An 18,395-nucleotide genomic window follows, 5' to 3' on the forward strand; every position below is an offset into this window, starting at 1 on the left:
ATGGCAGTTCACACCAATGTTCTTCCGAATCATTGCCGTGAACTGCCATCTCGCGCATAGTTAAAGCCCCGGGTAGAGCGGGTGCGCAGCGGCGAGTGCCTCCACGCGGTGACGCAGGCCGGAAAGGTCAGCGTCGGCGTCGGCCGTCAATGCCTCGGCGATGATATCCGCAACCTCGGCGAAGGCAGCCTCGCCGAAGCCACGGGTGGCCAGGGCAGGGGTGCCGATGCGGAGGCCGGAGGTGACCATCGGCGGGCGAGGGTCGAACGGAACGGCGTTGCGGTTGACGGTGATGTCAATCGCGGCCAGGCGGTCTTCGGCCTGCTGGCCGTCCAGCTCGCAGTTGCGCAGGTCAACGAGGACCAAGTGCACGTCCGTGCCGCCCGAGACCACGCTGATGCCCTTGGCGGCTACGTCAGGCTGGACCAGGCGCTCGGCCAGGATGCGGGCACCGGCCAGGACGCGCTCCTGGCGCTCCTTGAACTCCGGCGAGCCTGCGATCTTGAAGGCCACGGCCTTGCCGGCGATCACGTGTTCCAGCGGGCCGCCCTGCTGTCCCGGGAACACGGCCGAGTTGACCTTCTTGGCGATATCGGCGTCGTTCGAGAGGATGATGCCGCCGCGCGGACCGGCGAGGGTCTTGTGCGTGGTGGAGGTGGTGACGTGGGCGTGCGGCACCGGTGACGGGTGCAGCCCGGCGGCCACCAGGCCGGCGAAGTGGGCCATGTCCACCATCAGGTAGGCGCCGACGGAATCGGCAATCCGGCGGAACTCGGCGAAGTCCAGCTGGCGTGCGTACGCGGACCAGCCGGCCACGATCAGCTGCGGCTTGTGCTCCTGCGCCAGGCGTTCCACCTCAACCATGTCAATGGTGTGGGTGTCTTCGCGGACCTGGTAGGGGACCACGTTGTAGAGCTTGCCGGAGAAGTTGATCTTCATGCCGTGCGTCAGGTGGCCGCCGTGGGCCAGGTTCAGGCCCATGATGGTGTCGCCGGGCTTAATGAGCGCGTGCATCACTGAGGCGTTGGCCTGCGCACCGGAGTGCGGCTGGACGTTGGCGTATTCGGCGCCGAACAGGGCCTTCACGCGGTCGATGGCCAACTGTTCGATGACGTCAACGTGCTCACAGCCCCCGTAGTAGCGCTTGCCCGGGTAGCCCTCGGCGTACTTGTTGGTCAGCACGGAGCCCTGCGCCTGCATTACGGCCACCGCGGTGTGGTTCTCCGAGGCGATCATCTCCAGGCCGTCGCGCTGGCGGCCCAGTTCGGCGTCGATCTTTACTGCAATCTCCGGGTCCAGGGCGGACAGGTCTGCGTTCAGGCTCGGAGCGTCCACCTGCTGGAAAGCGGCGGTGGCGGCGGCGCTCACAGCTCGCCGCCGTTGGCTGCTGCGTATTCCTCAGCGGTCATGAGGGGGCCTTCCTCGGACACGGCAACCTTGAAAAGCCAGCCTGCGCCGTAGGGGTCGCTGTTGATGAGGGCGGGATCGGCCACAACGGCTTCGTTGATCTCGGTGATCTCGCCGGTCACGGGGGCATACAGGTCCGAGACGGACTTGGTGGACTCCACCTCGCCACAGGTTTCGCCGGCGGTCACGGTGGAACCGACCTCGGGCAGGTCCACGTACACGATGTCGCCCAGTGCTTCGGCGGCGACGGCGGAGATGCCGATGCCGGCGGGGCCGTCGCCATCGGCGGCAACCCACTCGTGCTCGGCGGAGTACTTCAGTTCAGCGGCAACTTTAGCCATGGTGATATTTCCTTAAGTTCGGGTGTCAAAAAGTGAGAGAGCGTCGGTCCAAACCGCGCATCAAGTGAGAGAGCGTCCGGGAGTGGCCGGCCACTCGTTTACTTCTGGCGCTTGTAGAACGGCAGGGCCACAACCTCGAAGGGTTCGGCCTTGCCGCGGAGATCGATGTCCAGGGCGGTGCCCACCTCGGAGTGTTCGACGTCGACATAGGCCATGGCGACCGGGTAACCGAGCGTGGGGGAGGGCTGGCCGGAGGTCACCTCGCCCACGACGTTTCCGTCCTTCAGCACGGGGTAGTGGGCGCGGCCGGCGCGGCGGCCCAGGCCCTTGAGGCCCACGAGCCTGCGCCCGATGGTGGAGCCCGCGCCGGCTGCCTTGAGCTCGGCCAGGGCGGCCTTGCCCACGAAGTCGGACTCCTTGGCCAGGGAAACAACCGGGCCAAGGCCTGCGGCGTAGGGGTTTCCTTCGCGGGAGAGCTCGTTGCCGTAGAGCGGCATGCCGGCTTCGAGGCGCAGGGAGTCGCGGCTGGCGAGGCCGGCCGGGATGAGGCCCTGGTCCTTGCCGGTTTCGAGGAGTGCGTCCCACAGGCCGGAAGCCTGGCCATTGGGCACGTAGATCTCGAAGCCGTCTTCGCCGGTGTAGCCGGTGCGGGCCAGGAGCAGGTCCAGACCGTTGATGCCTACCTCCACCGCCGCGTAGTACTTCAGTTCGCTCACCAGGCTGTGCTGGTCCGCGGGGACCAGGGTCAGCAGGATTGCTTCGGCGTTGGGGCCCTGCACCGCGATGAGCGAGGTTTCGGCGGAGACATCCTCCACCGTGACGTCGAAGTTGGCGGCGCGCTCGGCCAGGGCGGCGGCCACAACAGCGGCGTTGCCGGCGTTGGGAACCACCAGGTACTTGTCTTCGGCGCGGCGGTAGGAGATCAGGTCATCGATGATGCCGCCATCTTCCTGGCAGATCAGCGAGTACTTGGCCTTGCCCACGGCCACGGCGGAGAGCTTGCCGGCCAGGGCGTAGTCCAGGAATGCCGCGGCGTCCGGGCCGGTAACCCAGACTTCGCCCATGTGGGAGAGGTCGAACAGGCCGGCGGCGTTGCGCACGGCGTGGTGTTCGGCCAGTTCGGATTCGTACTTGAGCGGCATCTGCCAGCCACCGAAGTCGGTGAAGGAGGCGCCGGCCTTCTTGTGCTCGTCGTAGAGCGCAGTGAATTTCTCGGTCATTGGAGCGTGTCCTTTAGTTGTCGGAACCGGCCGCGGAGTCCTCAAACTCCTCAAGCGGCGGGCAGGAGCAGATGAGGTTGCGGTCGCCGGCTGCGCCGTCGATGCGTCCTACGGGCGGGAAGTACTTGTCCTGCTTCAGGGACGGCAGCGGGAACGCGGCCTGCTCGCGGGGGTAGCTACGGTCCCAGCCGGTGTTGACGACGGCGGCTGCCGTGTGGGGGGCGTTGCGCAGCGGGGAGCCGGCCAGGGTGAAGTCACCGTTGGCAACCTGCTCGATCTCGGCGTGGATGCTGATCATCGCGTTGATGAAGCGGTCGATCTCGCCGAGGTCCTCGGATTCGGTGGGCTCCACCATCAGGGTTCCGGCCACCGGGAACGCAAGGGTGGGGGCGTGGAAGCCGTAGTCGATGAGGCGCTTGGCCACGTCCTCGGCGGTGACGCCGGTGCGGGCCGTCAGTTCACGCAGGTCCAGGATGCACTCGTGTGCCACGAGTCCGCCTTCGCCGGTGTAGAGGACGGGGAAGAAGCCGTTCAGGCGGGCTGCGACGTAGTTCGCTGCCAGCAGCGCGGACTTGGTGGCCTCGGTCAGTCCGGCGCCGCCCATGAGCTTGACGTAGGCCCAGGAGATGGGCAGCACGCCGGCGGAGCCGTAGCGCGAGGCGGAGATCGCCACGCCGTGGCCTTCCTCGTGCGCGGCCTTGTTGGCGTCGCCGGGCATGAAGGGGGCCAGGTGCGCCTTGGCTGCAACGGGGCCGACGCCGGGTCCGCCGCCGCCGTGCGGGATGCAGAAGGTCTTGTGCAGGTTCAGGTGCGAGACGTCGCCGCCGAACTTGCCCGGCTGCGCCAGGCCCACCAGGGCGTTCAGGTTGGCACCGTCAACGTACACCTGGCCGCCCGCAGCGTGCACGGCGTCGCAGACGTCGCGGACGTCGCCGTCGTATACGCCGTGCGTGGACGGGTAGGTGATCATGATGCAGGACAGGACGTCCTTGTTAGCCTCGATCTTCGCCGTCAGGTCCGCGTGGTCGATGGTGCCGTCCGGTGCGGTGGCAACCACGACGACCTTCATGCCGGCCAGGACCGCGGAGGCGGCGTTGGTGCCGTGCGCGGAAGCCGGGATGAGGCAGACGGTGCGCTGCTCGTCGCCGCGGGACAGGTGGTAGCCGCGGATGGCCAGCAGGCCGGCGAGCTCGCCCTGGGATCCGGCGTTGGGCTGGATAGACACCTGGTCATAGCCGGTGATCTCGGCAAGGTCGGATTCCAGGCCTTCGATCAGTTCACGCCAGCCGGCGGTCTGGGATTCCGGTGCGAACGGGTGGATGGAGGCGAATTCCGGCCAGGAGATGGCTTCCATCTCGGCGGTGGCGTTCAGCTTCATGGTGCACGAGCCCAGCGGGATCATGGTGCGGTCAAGGGCCAGGTCGCGGTCGGAGAGCCTGCGGATGTAGCGCAGCAGCTGGGTTTCGGAGCGGTGCGTGTTGAACACCGGGTGCTCGAGGTAGCCGGAGGTGCGGACGACTTCGGCGGGCAGCTCGAAGCCGGAGGCGTCACCCACCGGACCGGCACCGAAGGCGACGGCCACCGCGGAGAGAGTTTCCGTCGTCGTGGTTTCATCCACGGACACACCCACCGTGTCCTCGTCGACGAAGCGGAGGTTGATGCCGCGCGCCTCGGCGGCGGTGATGACCTTGCGTGCCTTGCCCGGCACGCGGACGGTCAGGGTGTCGAAGAAGGTGCCGGACACCAGTTCGCGACCGGCGGTTTCCAGCGCGGTGGCCAGGATGCGGGCGTTGTTGTGGACGTTCTCGGCGATCGCCTTCAGGCCGTCCGGGCCGTGGTAGACGGCGTAGAAGGAGGAGACGATGGCCAGCAGGGCCTGCGCGGTGCAGATGTTGGAGGTGGCCTTCTCGCGGCGGATGTGCTGCTCGCGCGTCTGGAGGGCCAGACGGTAGGCGGGGGCGCCGGCGTCATCCTTGGACACGCCCACCAGGCGGCCGGGGAGGGAACGCTCCAGGCCCTTCTGGACGGCCATGTAGGCGGCGTGCGGGCCGCCGAAGAACAGCGGAACACCGAAGCGCTGGGTGGAACCGACGGCGATGTCGGCGCCCTGCTCACCTGGAGGGGTGATCAGGGTCAGGGCCAGGAGGTCTGCGGCGACGGTGACCAGCGCGCCGCGGGATTTGGCCTCGGCGATGACGCCGGCCTGGTCCCACACGCGCCCGGACACGCCGGGCTGTTGCAGGACGATGCCGTTGATCGTGCCTTCGGGGAGGCCCGCGGACAGGTCGGCGACTTCCACCTCGAAGCCGAGGGCCTCTGCGCGGCCCTTCACGATGGCGATGGTCTGGGGCAGGACGTCAGCGTCCAGGACCGTCTTGCCGTCCTTGGCATCCTTGTTCTTGTTGGCCCGGCGCATCAGCAGCACGGCTTCGGCCACGGCGGTGGCTTCGTCCAGCAGCGAAGCGTTGGCGATGGGCAGGCCCACCAGGTCCTGGACCATGGTCTGGAAGTTCAGCAGTGCTTCAAGGCGGCCCTGGGAGATTTCCGGCTGGTACGGCGTGTACGCGGTGTACCAGGCGGGCGCTTCCAGGATGTTGCGGCGGATCACGGCCGGGGTGATGGTGTCGTAGTAGCCCTGGCCGATCATCTGGACGGCAGTCTTGTTCTTGGCGGCCAGGCGGCGCAGCTCGGCGAGGACTTCGACCTCGCTGAGTGCGTCCTGCAGGCGAAGGGCAGTCTCCTGGCGGATGGCTGCCGGAACCGCCACGTCTACAAGGCCGTCCACGGAGTCGTAGCCAACGGTCTTGAGCATGGTGTCGATATCGGACTGGCGGCGGGCGCCAATGTGCCGGTCAACGAACGTTGATTGAAGGGACTGAATCGTCATGAGGAACTCCAGGTCTGGCCTGCCATTAGGGTGGCGCGGTATACGGTGGGTTCCTCCCCGCTCTGTATTGGACCTGAGAGATTCCGCAGGATCATGAAGATCCGCTTGCACCGTCGGTGAGCCAGGCGCGATGCCTGGCTGCTTTCCAGAGTTGCCTCGCCGCGACGGTACATGGGCCTGAGAGATTCCTGGGGAGGATTTGCTCCTACGGCGCCTGCCCGGATGTCGTCCGGGAGAACTCTCCCGCCGCAGCTCGAAAGGCTTATTAAAATGTGGGTGATTCGGCTCACAAGGTACACGAAATCAGGGCCAAAGGCAAATTTGGGGCGCTTCATCCGGGTGGAAAGCAGCTGCCCTGAATCCTCCTTCGGCAGGCCGGCAACGGCACAGGTTTGACATTCTCTGGTGGCCGGCAACACACTGATTCCGGACCGTGCGGCACGGACCGGGGCGGCCTCTCGGGGCAGCCTGCGGACCGGGCTTTATCCCGTACGACAACCGAAAAATGCCTTTGACCTGTGGCGGGAGAGATCTGCCCGGTACATCCAGCAGGCGCCGTAGGAGCAAATCCTCCCCAGGAAACTCTCAGGCACCCGGTACCGCCGCGGCGAGGCGACTCTGAAAAGCAGCCGGACTCCGGCTCACCGACGGTGCAAGCAGCGGACCCCGCCAACGGGGCGCTGCGGAATCTCTCAGGTCTATACAGAGCGGGGAGGAGCCGAATCCCTGCGGCGCCCGGCGCTGCTTGAACGATGGAGTTCCACATGACCGTTCCTTCCTCCCCGTCTGCCGGTGCGGCAGCGCCGCGCAACGAGCTCCGGCAGCCAAGCGCCGATGGGTTTGTCCTCGCGTTCCAGTGCCCCGATTCCCTGGGGATCGTCCAGGCCGTGGCGGGATTCCTGCTCGCGCAGGAGTGCTACATCCTGGACATCAAGCAGTTCGGCGACCAGGCCAGCGGCCAGTTCTTCATGCGGGTCCACTTCACGGCCCCCGAAGGCGCCGGGGCCGAGCGGCTCCGCGGGGATTTCGCGCCCGTCGCCGCCGACTGGCAGATGGAGTGGCAGCTGGAGCGGCACGGCCGGAAACAGCCCATCCTGGTGATGGTGTCCAAGTACGACCACTGTCTCCGCGACCTGCTCTTCCGGGCCCAAAACGGCGAGCTTCCGGTGGAGATCGTGGCCGTCGTCTCCAACCACCCGGACCTGGCCGCGCTGGTGGACTGGCACGGGGTCCCGTTCCACCACATTCCGGTCACCCCGGAGACGAAACCCGACGCCGAAGCGCAGCTTTTGGCGCTCGTGGACAGTTACGGGGCGGAGCTGGTGGTCCTGGCGCGCTACATGCAGGTCCTCAGCGACGGTGCCACGGAGCGGCTGAGCGGGAAAGCCATCAACATCCACCACTCGTTCCTGCCCAGCTTCAAGGGTGCCAAGCCCTACCACCAGGCCTACGAACGCGGGGTCAAGACCGTGGGCGCCACGGCCCACTACGTCAACTCCGAACTGGACGAAGGACCCATCATTTCCCAGCAGGTCATCGAGGTGGACCACACCTACAGTGCGGCGGACCTGGTCACGGTGGGCAAGGACGCCGAGTGCAAGGCGCTGACCAACGCCGTCCGCTGGCACGCCGAGGGGCGCATTCTCCTCTCCGGGAACCGCACGGTCATCCTGCGGTAAACGGTCCCGGGTGTGTGTTGTCCGGCCCCCTTCCACAGTCCGTACTGTTTTCGACGCGCATCTTCGTGGGCGCTGCGCATGTCCCCTGACGCACCCCATATATGGGCGTCGCCGGCGAGGATGCGCCTCGACCACAATTTTGCGCGTCGAAACCCGACGGCGCAGGGCCGATCCAGGCGGTCAAGGCTTCCGGCACACTGCGTGGGGTGCTGTTCGGGCGGCGGGACCGGGGTTCGACGGCATCCAGGCGGCCATCGCGGTGAGGGCGAGAATGATGACTTTGTGCTTCGACGTGGCCCATCGTGCCAACCCGCGGGGTGTCAAACGATGTCCCGACATGCGTCAACTATGTCGTGAAACCAGGCATAACCGCACCGGCTGCGGCGCCTGCGCGCGCAGTGGCCGGACCGCTGGACGGTAACCGGGCCAGTAAACCTGAAGCATGCTTAGTATTGCCCGTAGGATGGAGGAAAACGCGGCAGCTGCTGCTGCCGCCGGACGCGAACGAAGGTGACCATGGCCAGGCGCAGCAATCCCGCATTCCGCATCGCCCAGGAAGCCGCGCACAACGCGGTGTTCGACGCAGACGGCAAGCCCAAGCCCGGTGTCCACAACGTGCTCCTGCGCGCTGTGGAAATCCAGCGGCCCCTGGTCCTGGCGTACATCAAGAGGCTCCAGCGTAAACACCCGCGGGCAACGGCGGCGCAGCTGGCCGCGTTCCTGGAGCGCGACTACCTGCGCGCCGTGGCAGGCGGGGGCGCCGTGGTAGGTGCCACCGCCGTCGTTCCCGGTGTGGGGACCGTGGCGTCGCTGGGACTTTCCGCGGCCGCAACCGTGGGCTTCCTTGAGGCCACGGCGCTGTACGCCACCTCGCTGGCGGAGCTGCACGGCATCAGGATGACCAACCCGGAGAAGGCCAGCACCATGGTCATGGCCATCATGCTTGGCGAGGAGGGTGCCATGCTGCTGGGCACGCTCAGCGGGCAGGCCGCCACCAATGGCATGGGGGGTACCGCGGCCTGGGACAGTGTCCTGTCGAAGGCGATGCCGGGCTCCGGCTGGGGAATGGTGCGTAAGCGGATCCAGAAGGCGTTCCTGAAGAACCTGCTGAAGCGGCAGGGGACTGCCCTGTTCGGCCGTGCCCTGCCCTTCGGCATCGGCGCGGTAGTGGGCGGAGCGGGTAACCTCGTGATGGGCCGTGCTGTGGTGGCCAACGCCAAAGAGGCGTTTGGTCCCATGCCGGACACCATTCCCGGGGAGCTCTCGGCCGCCGCCGCAGCTCCGGACAACCCCGCGTTGGAAGGCGACACTCTTGGATCTCAACGCTGACCTCGGCGAATCATTCGGCTCCTGGACCATGGGGGACGACGCCTCCATGTTCAGCCTGGTCACCAGCGCCAACGTGGCATGCGGCTTCCACGCCGGAGATCCCGTCACCATGCTGGACAGCTGCCGCGCCGCCTACGAACTCGACGTCACGGTAGGTGCGCACGTCGGCTACCGTGACCTCGCGGGGTTCGGGCGGCGGAGCATCGACATGAGCTTCGATGAGCTGTTCGGGGACGTGCTCTACCAGCTGGGCGCGCTCGACGGCGTTGCGCACGCCGTGGGTGCCTCCGTGGACTACGTGAAGCCGCATGGCGCGCTGTACAACCGCATCGTCACCGACGCCGAGCAGGCGTCAGCAGTGGTGGCCGCCGTCAACTCCTACGATCCCGGCCTGCCCATACTCGGGTTGCCGGGCTCGGAACTGCTCAAGCAGGCACAGGACGCCGGTCATCCCGTGTTCGTGGAGGCCTTTGTGGACCGCGCCTACCTGGCGGACGGCAGCCTGGTGCCGCGCTCCCGGGAGGGTGCCGTGCTGCACGACGTCGACGCCATCGTGGAGCGGGCCGTGCGCCTTGCGACCAAGGGCGAGGTGGAAGCCATCGACGGTGCCGTGGTCCGGGTCAGGCCAGACTCACTGTGCATCCACGGGGACACCCCGGGTGCGGTGGAAATGGCAGCGCGAGTCCGGACCGGCCTGGAATCTGCAGGCGTGGAACTGGCCTCCTTCGCCTGACTCCAGCCGTACCTGCAGTCAAGGAATGGGGGCTAGCCGAAGACCAGGTGCGCAACGGAGAAGATGGCCAGTCCGGCCAGCGAACCCACCACGGTGCCGTTGATCCGGATGTACTGCAGGTCCCGGCCCACCTGCAGCTCGATCTTCCGGGACGTTTCTTCGGCATCCCAACGGGCCACCGTGTCCGTGATGACGCCGGCGATATCGGAGCGGTAGGTCCGCACCAGATACCCCGCAGCGTCGCCGATCCAGGCGTTGACCTTGCCGGCCAGCTCCGGATCGGTCACCAGGCGGGAACCGAAATCCCGCACTGCGGCCTTGAACTTGATTGTCAGGTCGCTGTCCGGGTCGTCCACGGCGCCGAGCAGGGCGCTCTTCACGGTGTCCCAGGTGCGCGAGGCCAGTTCGCGGACCTCCGGATCGCCCAGCACCTGCGCCTTGATCCCCTCGGCCCGGGCGATCATGACGGGGTCGTGCTGCAGGTCCCGGGCCAGGTCGCCCAAGTACGTGTCGATCTGCCGGCGCACCTGGTGGTTCGGGTCGGCTTGCACCGCCCGCACGAACTTCAGGATCTCCACGTACACCTTGTCGCCCACAAGTCCGTCCACGAACTGCGGAACCCAGGTGGGGGACCGGTCCGAGACCAGCCGGGAGACGGTTTCGTGGTTGTCGTCAACCCAGTCGGCTGCGCGGTCGACCAGCAGGTCCACCAGGGCGTGATGGTGCCCGTCGTGAAAAATCCGCTCGGCGAGCCGTCCCAAGGGCGGTCCCCACGGCGGAGTCAGCAGATGCTTGCGCACCATGCCTTCGATGACTGCCTGGACGTCGTCGTCATTGAGGACCCTGAAGGCGCCGCGGATGACGGCGGCACCCTCCTTGGCCACCCGGTCCGCGCCGGCCGGAGTGGCCAGCCACTCCCCGGCGCGGCGGGCAATGTTCACGCTGGCCAGCTTCTCCTGCACCACCTGCTCGGAGAGGAAGTTGGTCTCCACGAACTCACCCAACGACGCGCCGATCTGGTCCTTGCGGCGCGGAATGATGGCGGTGTGCGGGATCCTGATGCCCATCGGGTACTTGAACAGCGCGGTCACCGCGAACCAGTCGGCCAGCGCGCCCACCATGCCGCCCTCCGCTGCCGCCCGCACATACTGCAGCCACGGGTACTCGTCCTGCAGCGCAAACGCCACCACGAAAACCACCGCCATCGCGACCAGCAGCGCCAGGGCCAGCGCCTTCATTTTCCGCAGCGCTGCCGCCTTTTCGGCGTCCGCCTCCGTCAGCTGGTGGCGTACGACGGCGGTGCGGCCACGCGTGCGCGGTGCCGCCTCGGGGGCCGGGGCGCGCGGGTCGTTGCGGGTAGTTGGCTCAGAGTTCACCTGCATGTGCCCAGCCTAGTCCCGCACCCAGGGTCCGGTCGGCTAGCGTGGCTCCATGACAGTTGACGGACCAAGCCAGCACCGGCCGCTCGTCTTTGCCCACCGCGGCGCGAGCGGGGCGTTCGCCGAACACACCCGCGCGGCCTACCTGCAAGCCCTGGCCGACGGCGCTGACGGCGTGGAGTGCGATGTCCACCTCACCCGGGACCAGCACGTGGTCCTCCTGCATGACGCCAACCTGGACCGCACGTCGGACGGCACCGGCCCCGTGGCTGAGCGCACGCTGCAGGAGCTGCAGCACCTCGACTTCTCCTCCTGGAAGGGCGCCCGGATCCCGGAAGCCTACGGAGCCAGGTCTGAGCAGTTCCTGACCCTGCCGGACCTCCTGGACCTGCTTCGCGCGGCTGGGCGTCCGCTGCGGCTCGCCATTGAGCTCAAGCACCCCAGCCCGTACCAGCTGAAGCTGGAAGACCGGGTCCTGGAGGTCCTGCGCGCCGAGGGCTGGAACTCGGAAAACTCCACCCTGGACAACGTGGAGGTGACCTTCATGAGCTTCAGCCCCGAATCCGTCCGCCACCTGCTGGAATCCGTCGCTGCACGCTATGTATGCCAGCTGGTGGACAACATCGACATCCACGAGATCCGGGACGGCCTGGGCCTGGGGCCCCTCACGGGCGGCGCGGTGGCCAACCTGATGAAGGCCACCCAGTTGGAGGCCGAACGGATCCTTGACGCCGGCACTGCCGCACTGGCCGGGCCCGGCATCGACTACGTGCGCGAGCATCCGGAGACCATCCGGCGCTGGCACGACGCCGGGCGGCGGTTCCGGGTGTGGACCGTGGACACGCCGGAGGATGTGGAGCTGTGCCAAGCAGCCGGCGTCCACGAGATCACCACCAACCTCCCGGCGCAGGTGCTGGACCAGCTCCGGGTTACAAGTGGCGGCGGTTGCTGTGATTGAGTTGGGGCATGTTGTTTCCCCGGTCCCGAAGGGCAGCCCGTAGCCTTCCGGGAGATGCCCGGAACCTCTCCGCCCCGGCCATGAGCGCACTGCTCCTGGCCAGTGCCTGGCACCACTTCCGGAACCCGCGCTTCTACCACCAGGTGGTGCCGAGCTTCCTGTGCCGCGAAGACGCGCCCGCTCCGGGCGAAACTACCAAAGCAGCGCACGACGCCGGCGCCCCCCGCAGCGCCAACCGGCCCCTCGCGGTGCTGACCCGGGAGGAATGGATTGCGGTAAGCGGCCTGCTGGAGCTCGCTGGCGCCGTCGGAATCCTTCTCCCGCCGACGCGGAAGGCGGCCGCCGCCGCGCTCACGGCGATGTTCACCGCGTTCCTGGCCGGCCACGTGGATGCGCTTCGCCGGGCCTATGGGCCGCGCGGGACGCCGCTGCAGCGGAGGATCCACACCCTGCGCCTGCCCCTGCAGGCGCCGCTGATTGCCTGGGCCTGGAGCTTGCGCAAGCCGGGCGGCACGCGGGCCGGCGGAGTCCGGCCGTGACGCTGCTGGCGTCGCCGGCGGTCCGGGTAGGCATCTCGATCAGCATCGCCACCGGGCTGTACGGGGTCTCCTTCGGGGCGCTGTCCGTCACCTCCGGGCTGGACTTCTGGCAGACCATGGCCTTGAGCCTCCTGCTGTTCAGCGGCGGCTCGCAGTTCGCATTCATCGGAGTGGTGGCCGGTGGCGGCTCCGGCATCGCCGCGATGAGTGCTGCCACTCTGCTGGGCATGCGCAATGGGATCTACGGCATGCAGCTCAATGCGCTCTTCCGGCCATCGGGCTGGCGCAGGTACGTGGGTGCGCAGCTGACCATCGACGAGTCCACCGCAACTGCAACAGGCCAGTCCGATCCCCTCGAACAGCGCCGCGGGTTCTGGACGGCGGGCATCGGCATCTACGTCCTGTGGAATCTGTTCACGGCCGTTGGCGCGCTCGCCGGCAGCGGGCTGGGGGATCCCAAGCAGTGGGGCCTGGACGGGGCCGCCGTCGCCGCATTTCTGGCCCTGCTGTGGCCGCGGCTCAAGGGCCGGGAACCCATCGCCATTGCGGTAGCGTGCGCCCTGGCCACGGTTGTTGCCGTGCCCTTCGTGCCGGCCGGCGTGCCCATCCTGGTGGCCGCCTTGGTGGCGGCGGTGATCGGCTGGTTCAGCCACGGCCGCAGCGACGAAGGGCTCGAGCCGGACGTCGAACCGTATTCGGCCCACGGCAGGCATTCCCAGGCGGCACCCACCGCCGACAGCCCGCAGGCCGGGCATTTCTCCGGAGGGGGCGCATGAACCTGTGGATCTGGCTGTTAGTCGCCTGCGCGCTGGCCTACGCGTGGAAACTGGTGGGGTACCTGGTGCCGGCCAGGCTCCTGGAGAACCCCCGCACATCGCGGATTGCCGGCACCATGACCATCGGCCTGCTGGCTTCCCTCACCGTGGTCAACGCGATGGCGTCGGGGCAGCAGCTCGCAGCAGATGCCCGCCTTGGCGCCCTGGCGGCCGCCGCCGTCGCCCTCGCCTTCCGTGCCCCGTTCCTGGTGGTGGTGATCGCCGGAGCCGGAACCGCCGCCGTCCTGCGCATGCTGGGCTGGAACTGACGCAGCCATCCCTCCGACCAAGATTTTAGTGTGGGGCGCATCACTATTACCGCTGCCGGGCGGTTGTAGGATGAAAGTGGCTATGCAGTTGGCCTTGGGAACTTCTTCTGAACGGTGACCATGGATCATCAACTGCAGGCGGCCGGAGACAGGGCAGGCCGGCCCGCCCACACAAACGGCCGACGGCGGGCAGGACTTCCAACCAAACGCTTCTTCAGGCGGTTTGTCGGCTTTGCCGACGTCCCTGACCAGGAACTTGAGCTGCTCGCGGCGGGGCTCCGGAAAGCCGTTGAGCTCGGCCCGGCGTCTCCGGTGCCGGCATTGAAGGCCGTGGTTCGCCGCGAGGTGGCCAGGCGGAAGCGGGCAGGGCAGCCCGAAGGCACAGAGGAGCCGGAATGAATGAGCAGGAGCAGGTAAGCGGCGCGGAAGTCGAACACGGCATTCCGGGAAAATCCCGGCGGGTTTACCGGGACCCGCGGGGGTCGGAGGCCACCCGGGAGTTGCGGGACACGGCCCGGCGCCGGCGTGACGCGGAAGAGAAGCTGCAGCAGCACCTCATGGAAGCGAAGAACCACATCCCTAACGAGTTCCGCCAGCACTAGCTGGGGCGATCCAGTCCCGGGCTTCCATCCGGAGGCGGTTCTCTTCCACGGCCATCTCATACCAGGTCTGCGCCCCGAACTCCGGCTCCGGGGTGTCCAGGTTCTGGAACAGGGCGTCGAGTAACGTGGCCAGGTCCGCAGAGGACATGGCAGGCAGGATTTCTTCGGGGCCGCGGGGGTCGTTGAGGTAGCGGAAGAGCAACGTGGAGTGGTTCATTTCCGTGCAGCCAGTGAGCGCCGGACGGACGAAGCTTGCTTCAAGGGGGCCTCCATCCTGAGACTTCCAAGGGCTGGCTGCGTAACCCTCTTTGAGTGTATGGCACCCGCTGGGTGCCCACAATGGTCCGGCCTGTTCCCCCCCCGGGCGTCAGCCTGCTCAGGCGGGTACCGGCACCTGTGGCGGCAGTGGCCGCGCCGGGCGTTCGGCGCGGATGGCGTCCTCCACCAGTGCAAGGGGGCGCCGCCACGCGTCCGAGCCGGGTTCCATGGTGTCCACCACGCTGATCAGCATGGCCAGCAGCCGGAACATGTCCGTCATGGTGATGTCCGCCCTGAGGCTGCCCTGGCCCTGTCCGCGCACCAGCAGGACGCTGATGGATTCGACCAGGGAACCGGTGATGCCGGTCAGGAGTCCCCGGCGGCCCGCAACGGCTCCCAGCAGGTTTGCGTCGGTGCTGGCCGCAGCCATGATCGCTTCCATAACCCTGAACAGACCGGCGGCGGCGTCAATATCGGCCAGGGCGCCGTCCATGACCGGATCCACGGTGAGCCGCAGTTGGCGGTTAAGCGTGGCGAGCACCAGTTCTTCCTTGTCCGCGAAATTGCGGAACAGGGTGGCCGGGCCAACGCCTGCGGTGATGGCGATGGTCTGCAGAGGGACATCGGGGCCGAAATCGCGGAAACACTGACGCGCCGCCGTGATGATCTTGTCCACGTTCCGCGCGGCATCGGCGCGGAGGGGTTTGCGGGCGGCGATGACACTCATGGCAAAAAGCGTAGCAACGCTGCTCCCGCCCTACACCGTTACCGGAGGGTAGGAGGTAATGTGACACGTCGCCGCCCTCCCGGGGCGCTATGATGCCGGGCCGTGGCACACTGGGCGCATGTTGCTTGCCTTTTCTGTCGCCCCTTCCGGCGTCCCCGCCAGCGGTGTCCGGCCTGATGATGCCTCCGTGCACGATGCCGTTGCCGCCGCAGTGAAGATCGTCAGGGAGTCCGGACTGCCCAACCGCACCAGTTCCATGTTTACCGAAATAGAGGGGGAGTGGGACCAAGTGTTCGATGTCGTGAAACGTGCCACCGAGGCGGTGGGCCAGTACGGCAGCCGCGTTTCCCTGGTAATCAAGGCAGACATCCGGCCGGGGTACACCGGGGAATTGACCGCCAAGGTCGAGCGTCTGGAAGAGGCCATCGGCGAAGCCCCCTAAGCTCGGTTCTGCTCTGGACCGCCGACTGTCGTCGTGCCAGACTGTGGCAATGTTCGAGCACAAGCCCCTGCCCGGGTGGATCGACACGGAAAGGTTCCTGTCCGACGTCGTTGTTCACCCCGGCGAGGCGCTGCAGCGCGTGGCGGCTGCCGCGGAAGAGGCCGGCCTGCCGCCTATCGAAGTGGCGCCTAACGCCGGAAAGATGCTCAAGCTGCTGGTGCAGCTGACGGGTGCCCGGCGAGTCCTGGAGATAGGCACCCTGGCCGGATACAGCACCATCTGGATGGCGCAGGGGCTTCCCGCCGACGGCACCGTGGTCACCTGTGAATTCCTGCCGAAGCACGCCGAGGTGGCATGGGCCAACATCGACGCCGCTGGCCTGGGGGAGAAGGTGGAGATCAGGCTCGGCCCCGCACTGGATACCCTCGCCGCACTCGAGGAAGAGGGGCGTGAGCCGTTCGATTTCATCTTCATCGACGCGGACAAGGAAAACGACAGCAAATACCTCGACTGGGCCGTGAAACTCGGCCGGCGTGGTGCGGCCGTCGTCCTGGACAATGCGGTGTGGAAAGGGGCAGTGCTGGACCCCGGCATGGATCCGGCGAATGCCCCCGGGATCGTTGAGGCACTCAAAGTCCTGGGCTCGCACCCCCGGCTGGACGCCACCGTAATCCAGACCGTGGGGGCCAAGGGCTGGGACGGGTTCGCCCTCGCCCGCATTACGTGAAGCATGGAAAACGGGCCGCTGCGTGTGCAACGGCCCGTTCGCGTAAGGTTGGCTAGTCCTGCTTGAAGGCGTCCTTTACCTTCTCGCCGGCCTGCTTGAGGTCCGCCTTGGTCTGGTCCATTTGGCCTTCGGTACGGAGGCTTTCATCATTCGTCGCCTCGCCGGCGGCTTCCTTTGCCTTGCCGCCCATCTTCTCGGCGGTGTTCTCGATCTTGTCGTCCAAACCCATGGCATTGCTCCCTTCGGCTGGTGACCGGCAGACCCTTCCGCCGGCCATGCCCCCATGCTAGCCAGCAACTGGGCGCTGCAAAAGGCCCGGAAGAGTGGACTTAAACCAGGTCCGGGGCGCTGGCCACGATGTAGTCGGCGGCGGCGGGGCCGGTCATGGACAGGTTGTTGCTGTCGGGGTCGATCCCGTGGGCCAGCATGGCTGCCCAGAGGGACTCGGGAGGCTGCAGCTGCGCCTTCTGGATCAGGCACCAGCTGGTGTAAAGGCCGTAGAGCTCATCGCGTCGGAGGCCGAGGCCCGGCTCCCTGTCAGGGACAACTGCTTCGGCAAGAAAATCTTCAAAATGTGTAGCAGGCATGTCCGCTCGTTTTCGGGGTCGACCGTGGAGCCGCCGGATCTGCTTCAGCGGCGCTGCGGGCTCCGGTTCGGAACCAGCAGAGTAATCATGAAATTATTCCAGACGGCGCACATTGTAAAGTTGCCTGTCTGTTACATCCCTGCGCGCCTACCCCTGCACGCTCCACGTAGACACGGCGCCGACACAACGAGGGGGCCGACGGCGACTGGGGGGACTGGCCTCGGTCTCAGTAGAGGCCATCTCACCGCCGACCCCGCTAACGCCCCGGACTGCCGACCGCCAGCCTCAGTAAACCCGGGAAATCAAAGGGACCTACAGGACAATTTTCCTCCTTGAAGAGGCGTTCTGCCTAGTCCTTCTTCTGCGCGGACCCGTACTGCTCCCGGAGCTCGCGGCCGCGCCTGATGTCCTCTTCCTCCTGCGCCTGCAGCTTCTTGCTTTTCTTCGTGTCACGCGGGGGAAGCTGGATGGTTTCCTCCGCCTCGATGCCCGCTTGGAGCTGGCGGCCACGCTCCATCTCAGCGTCGAACTCCGCGCCGAAGAGCAGAGCCATGTTCAGGATCCACAGCCAGAGGAGCATGACGATCACACCGCCGAGCGCCCCGTACGTCTTGTTGTAGTTTCCGAAGTTGCCAACGTAGAAGCCAAAGCCGAGGGAGGCCAGCAGGAAGACCACGAGGGCGATTCCAGAGCCTAGGCTCATCCACTTGAAGCGGGGCTGTTTGACGTTGGGGGTGGCGTAGTAGAGGACGGCGATGATCACGATGATGAGGGCCACCATGACCGGCCACTTGGCGATGTTCCAGACCGTCAGGAAAGCGCCGCTGAGCCCGATAAGGCCGCCCACGGCCTCCGCCACGGGGCCGCTGAGCACCAGCATGCCGCCCAGGAGCGCCACGATGACGATGGCCAGGAGCGTCACGGCCAGCATGGTGCCGCGCAGCTTGACGAAGCCGCGGCCCTCGTCCACTTCATAGATGCGGTTCATGGCCCGGCCAAACGCGCCGACGTAACCGGAAGCGGACCAGAGTGCGGTGGCAAGACCGATGACCAGGGTGAACCCCGCAGCCGGCGCGCTGGCCAGCTCTTCGACCGTTCCGCCCACGGTGTCCACGGTCTCGGCAGGCGCAAAACCGCGGACGATCTCGATCAACGCGTTCGTGGTCTTCTCGGGATCCCCAAAGAGCCCTACCAGCGAAACGAGGGCCAGCATGGCAGGGAAGAGGGACAGGATTCCGTAGTACGTCAGGGACGCCGCCAGGTCAGGACACTGGTCCTTGGAGAACTCACGGAGGGTCTTCTTGGCAATGTACTTCCACGACGGCTTTTCTACGTCGGTGGGGCTCTCCGGTTTGCGGGTGTCATCCGGCGCAGGGGCCTGTCCCGCCTTTGCAGTGCTGGTTTCGGATGAGTCGTGAGTGGCCATCGGGTTTCCTCTCGATCAGGGGGTGACAGCTGACAGGCCGGCCCCGCGGTGGGCGGGGCCGGCCTGTCCG

The 18,395-nt window shown here is 66.9% G+C and carries 20 protein-coding genes and 2 riboswitches; of the genes, 10 read left to right on the plus strand and 10 right to left on the minus strand.

Annotated features, from left to right (window positions below):
• Positions 1 to 60 precede the first annotated feature (60 nt).
• The 4 genes from glyA to gcvP all read right to left on the minus strand — a co-directional run bounded on the left by glyA (position 61) and on the right by gcvP (position 5,855).
• Positions 61 to 1,368, minus strand: coding sequence for a serine hydroxymethyltransferase (gene glyA / locus ACIQC0_RS04410; protein WP_400532892.1), 1,308 nt, complete (start codon positions 1,366 to 1,368; stop codon positions 61 to 63).
• Complete coding sequence (gcvH, locus tag ACIQC0_RS04415) at positions 1,365 to 1,748, minus strand: glycine cleavage system protein GcvH (RefSeq protein ID WP_377216754.1); 384 nt, start codon at positions 1,746 to 1,748, stop codon at positions 1,365 to 1,367. Before gcvH ends, glyA begins: the two co-directional genes overlap by 4 nt.
• 98 nt (positions 1,749 to 1,846) lie before the next feature.
• Complete coding sequence (gene gcvT, locus ACIQC0_RS04420) at positions 1,847 to 2,968, minus strand: glycine cleavage system aminomethyltransferase GcvT (RefSeq protein WP_400532894.1); 1,122 nt, start codon at positions 2,966 to 2,968, stop codon at positions 1,847 to 1,849.
• Positions 2,969 to 2,981: 13 nt separating this feature from the next.
• On the minus strand, positions 2,982 to 5,855 hold the full coding sequence (gcvP, locus tag ACIQC0_RS04425; RefSeq protein WP_400532896.1) for an aminomethyl-transferring glycine dehydrogenase: 2,874 nt from the start codon (positions 5,853 to 5,855) through the stop codon (positions 2,982 to 2,984).
• Positions 5,856 to 6,010: 155 nt separating this feature from the next.
• A riboswitch (glycine riboswitch) is annotated at positions 6,011 to 6,111 on the minus strand.
• Positions 6,112 to 6,367: 256 nt separating this feature from the next.
• Positions 6,368 to 6,467: riboswitch (glycine riboswitch) on the plus strand.
• Between the two features lie 152 nt (positions 6,468 to 6,619).
• Here gcvP and purU point away from each other — a divergent pair.
• The 3 genes from purU to ACIQC0_RS04440 all read left to right on the plus strand — a co-directional run bounded on the left by purU (position 6,620) and on the right by ACIQC0_RS04440 (position 9,596).
• Positions 6,620 to 7,534, plus strand: a complete 915-nt coding sequence (purU, locus tag ACIQC0_RS04430) for a formyltetrahydrofolate deformylase (protein WP_400532898.1) — start codon at positions 6,620 to 6,622, stop codon at positions 7,532 to 7,534.
• Between the two features lie 516 nt (positions 7,535 to 8,050).
• Entirely contained in the window at positions 8,051 to 8,863 is an 813-nt protein-coding gene (locus ACIQC0_RS04435) for a hypothetical protein (RefSeq protein ID WP_377216758.1), read from the plus strand.
• On the plus strand, positions 8,847 to 9,596 hold the full coding sequence (locus ACIQC0_RS04440; RefSeq protein WP_377216759.1) for a LamB/YcsF family protein: 750 nt from the start codon (positions 8,847 to 8,849) through the stop codon (positions 9,594 to 9,596). The genes ACIQC0_RS04435 and ACIQC0_RS04440 overlap by 17 nt, the downstream gene beginning before the upstream one ends.
• 32 nt (positions 9,597 to 9,628) lie before the next feature.
• On the opposite strand, the gene ACIQC0_RS04445 is transcribed toward ACIQC0_RS04440, so the two are convergent.
• Positions 9,629 to 10,978: a DUF445 domain-containing protein gene (locus tag ACIQC0_RS04445; RefSeq protein WP_400532900.1), complete on the minus strand. Its 1,350-nt coding sequence runs from the start codon at positions 10,976 to 10,978 to the stop codon at positions 9,629 to 9,631.
• Between the two features lie 49 nt (positions 10,979 to 11,027).
• On the opposite strand from ACIQC0_RS04445, the gene ACIQC0_RS04450 reads away from it, so the two are divergent.
• From ACIQC0_RS04450 to ACIQC0_RS04470, 5 genes are all read left to right on the plus strand, one after another.
• Positions 11,028 to 11,933, plus strand: a complete 906-nt coding sequence (locus tag ACIQC0_RS04450) for a glycerophosphodiester phosphodiesterase (RefSeq protein ID WP_400532902.1) — start codon at positions 11,028 to 11,030, stop codon at positions 11,931 to 11,933.
• 8 nt (positions 11,934 to 11,941) lie between these two features.
• Positions 11,942 to 12,472: a hypothetical protein gene (locus ACIQC0_RS04455; RefSeq protein ID WP_400532904.1), complete on the plus strand. Its 531-nt coding sequence runs from the start codon at positions 11,942 to 11,944 to the stop codon at positions 12,470 to 12,472.
• Complete coding sequence (locus tag ACIQC0_RS04460) at positions 12,469 to 13,248, plus strand: AzlC family ABC transporter permease (protein WP_400532906.1); 780 nt, start codon at positions 12,469 to 12,471, stop codon at positions 13,246 to 13,248. Before ACIQC0_RS04455 ends, ACIQC0_RS04460 begins: the two co-directional genes overlap by 4 nt.
• Positions 13,245 to 13,556 (plus strand): AzlD domain-containing protein, encoded by a 312-nt coding sequence (locus ACIQC0_RS04465; protein WP_377216764.1) that lies wholly within the window; start codon positions 13,245 to 13,247, stop codon positions 13,554 to 13,556. The genes ACIQC0_RS04460 and ACIQC0_RS04465 overlap by 4 nt, the downstream gene beginning before the upstream one ends.
• Before the next feature lie 395 nt (positions 13,557 to 13,951).
• A complete protein-coding gene (locus ACIQC0_RS04470) occupies positions 13,952 to 14,158 on the plus strand; it encodes a hypothetical protein (RefSeq protein ID WP_400532908.1) in 207 nt (68 codons plus the stop codon).
• Here the strand turns inward: ACIQC0_RS04470 and ACIQC0_RS04475 are convergent.
• Positions 14,136 to 14,375: a hypothetical protein gene (locus tag ACIQC0_RS04475; RefSeq protein ID WP_400532910.1), complete on the minus strand. Its 240-nt coding sequence runs from the start codon at positions 14,373 to 14,375 to the stop codon at positions 14,136 to 14,138. The genes ACIQC0_RS04470 and ACIQC0_RS04475 overlap by 23 nt on opposite strands.
• A 159-nt stretch (positions 14,376 to 14,534) precedes the next feature.
• Positions 14,535 to 15,143 carry a TetR/AcrR family transcriptional regulator gene (locus tag ACIQC0_RS04480; protein WP_377216768.1) on the minus strand — a complete coding sequence of 203 codons (609 nt, stop codon included), beginning with the start codon at positions 15,141 to 15,143 and terminating at the stop codon, positions 14,535 to 14,537.
• A 118-nt stretch (positions 15,144 to 15,261) separates the two neighbouring features.
• On the opposite strand from ACIQC0_RS04480, the gene ACIQC0_RS04485 reads away from it, so the two are divergent.
• Positions 15,262 to 15,585: an MTH1187 family thiamine-binding protein gene (locus ACIQC0_RS04485; protein ID WP_377216769.1), complete on the plus strand. Its 324-nt coding sequence runs from the start codon at positions 15,262 to 15,264 to the stop codon at positions 15,583 to 15,585.
• Between the two features lie 49 nt (positions 15,586 to 15,634).
• The gene (locus tag ACIQC0_RS04490; protein ID WP_400532913.1) at positions 15,635 to 16,312 is read left to right on the plus strand and encodes an O-methyltransferase; all 678 of its coding nucleotides are present in this window, start codon (positions 15,635 to 15,637) and stop codon (positions 16,310 to 16,312) included.
• Positions 16,313 to 16,364: 52 nt separating this feature from the next.
• Here ACIQC0_RS04490 and ACIQC0_RS04495 read toward each other — a convergent pair whose 3' ends face one another.
• The 3 genes from ACIQC0_RS04495 to ACIQC0_RS04505 all read right to left on the minus strand — a co-directional run bounded on the left by ACIQC0_RS04495 (position 16,365) and on the right by ACIQC0_RS04505 (position 18,325).
• Entirely contained in the window at positions 16,365 to 16,541 is a 177-nt protein-coding gene (locus tag ACIQC0_RS04495; protein WP_377216771.1) for a CsbD family protein, read from the minus strand.
• Positions 16,542 to 16,641: 100 nt separating this feature from the next.
• Positions 16,642 to 16,899 carry a hypothetical protein gene (locus ACIQC0_RS04500; RefSeq protein WP_377216772.1) on the minus strand — a complete coding sequence of 86 codons (258 nt, stop codon included), beginning with the start codon at positions 16,897 to 16,899 and terminating at the stop codon, positions 16,642 to 16,644.
• Positions 16,900 to 17,248: 349 nt separating this feature from the next.
• A complete protein-coding gene (locus ACIQC0_RS04505) occupies positions 17,249 to 18,325 on the minus strand; it encodes a YihY/virulence factor BrkB family protein (RefSeq protein WP_400532915.1) in 1,077 nt (358 codons plus the stop codon).
• Positions 18,326 to 18,395 lie beyond the last annotated feature (70 nt).

It is taken from the genome of Pseudarthrobacter sp. NPDC092419 (assembly GCF_044755045.1).
Lineage (GTDB): Bacteria > Actinomycetota > Actinomycetes > Actinomycetales > Micrococcaceae > Arthrobacter.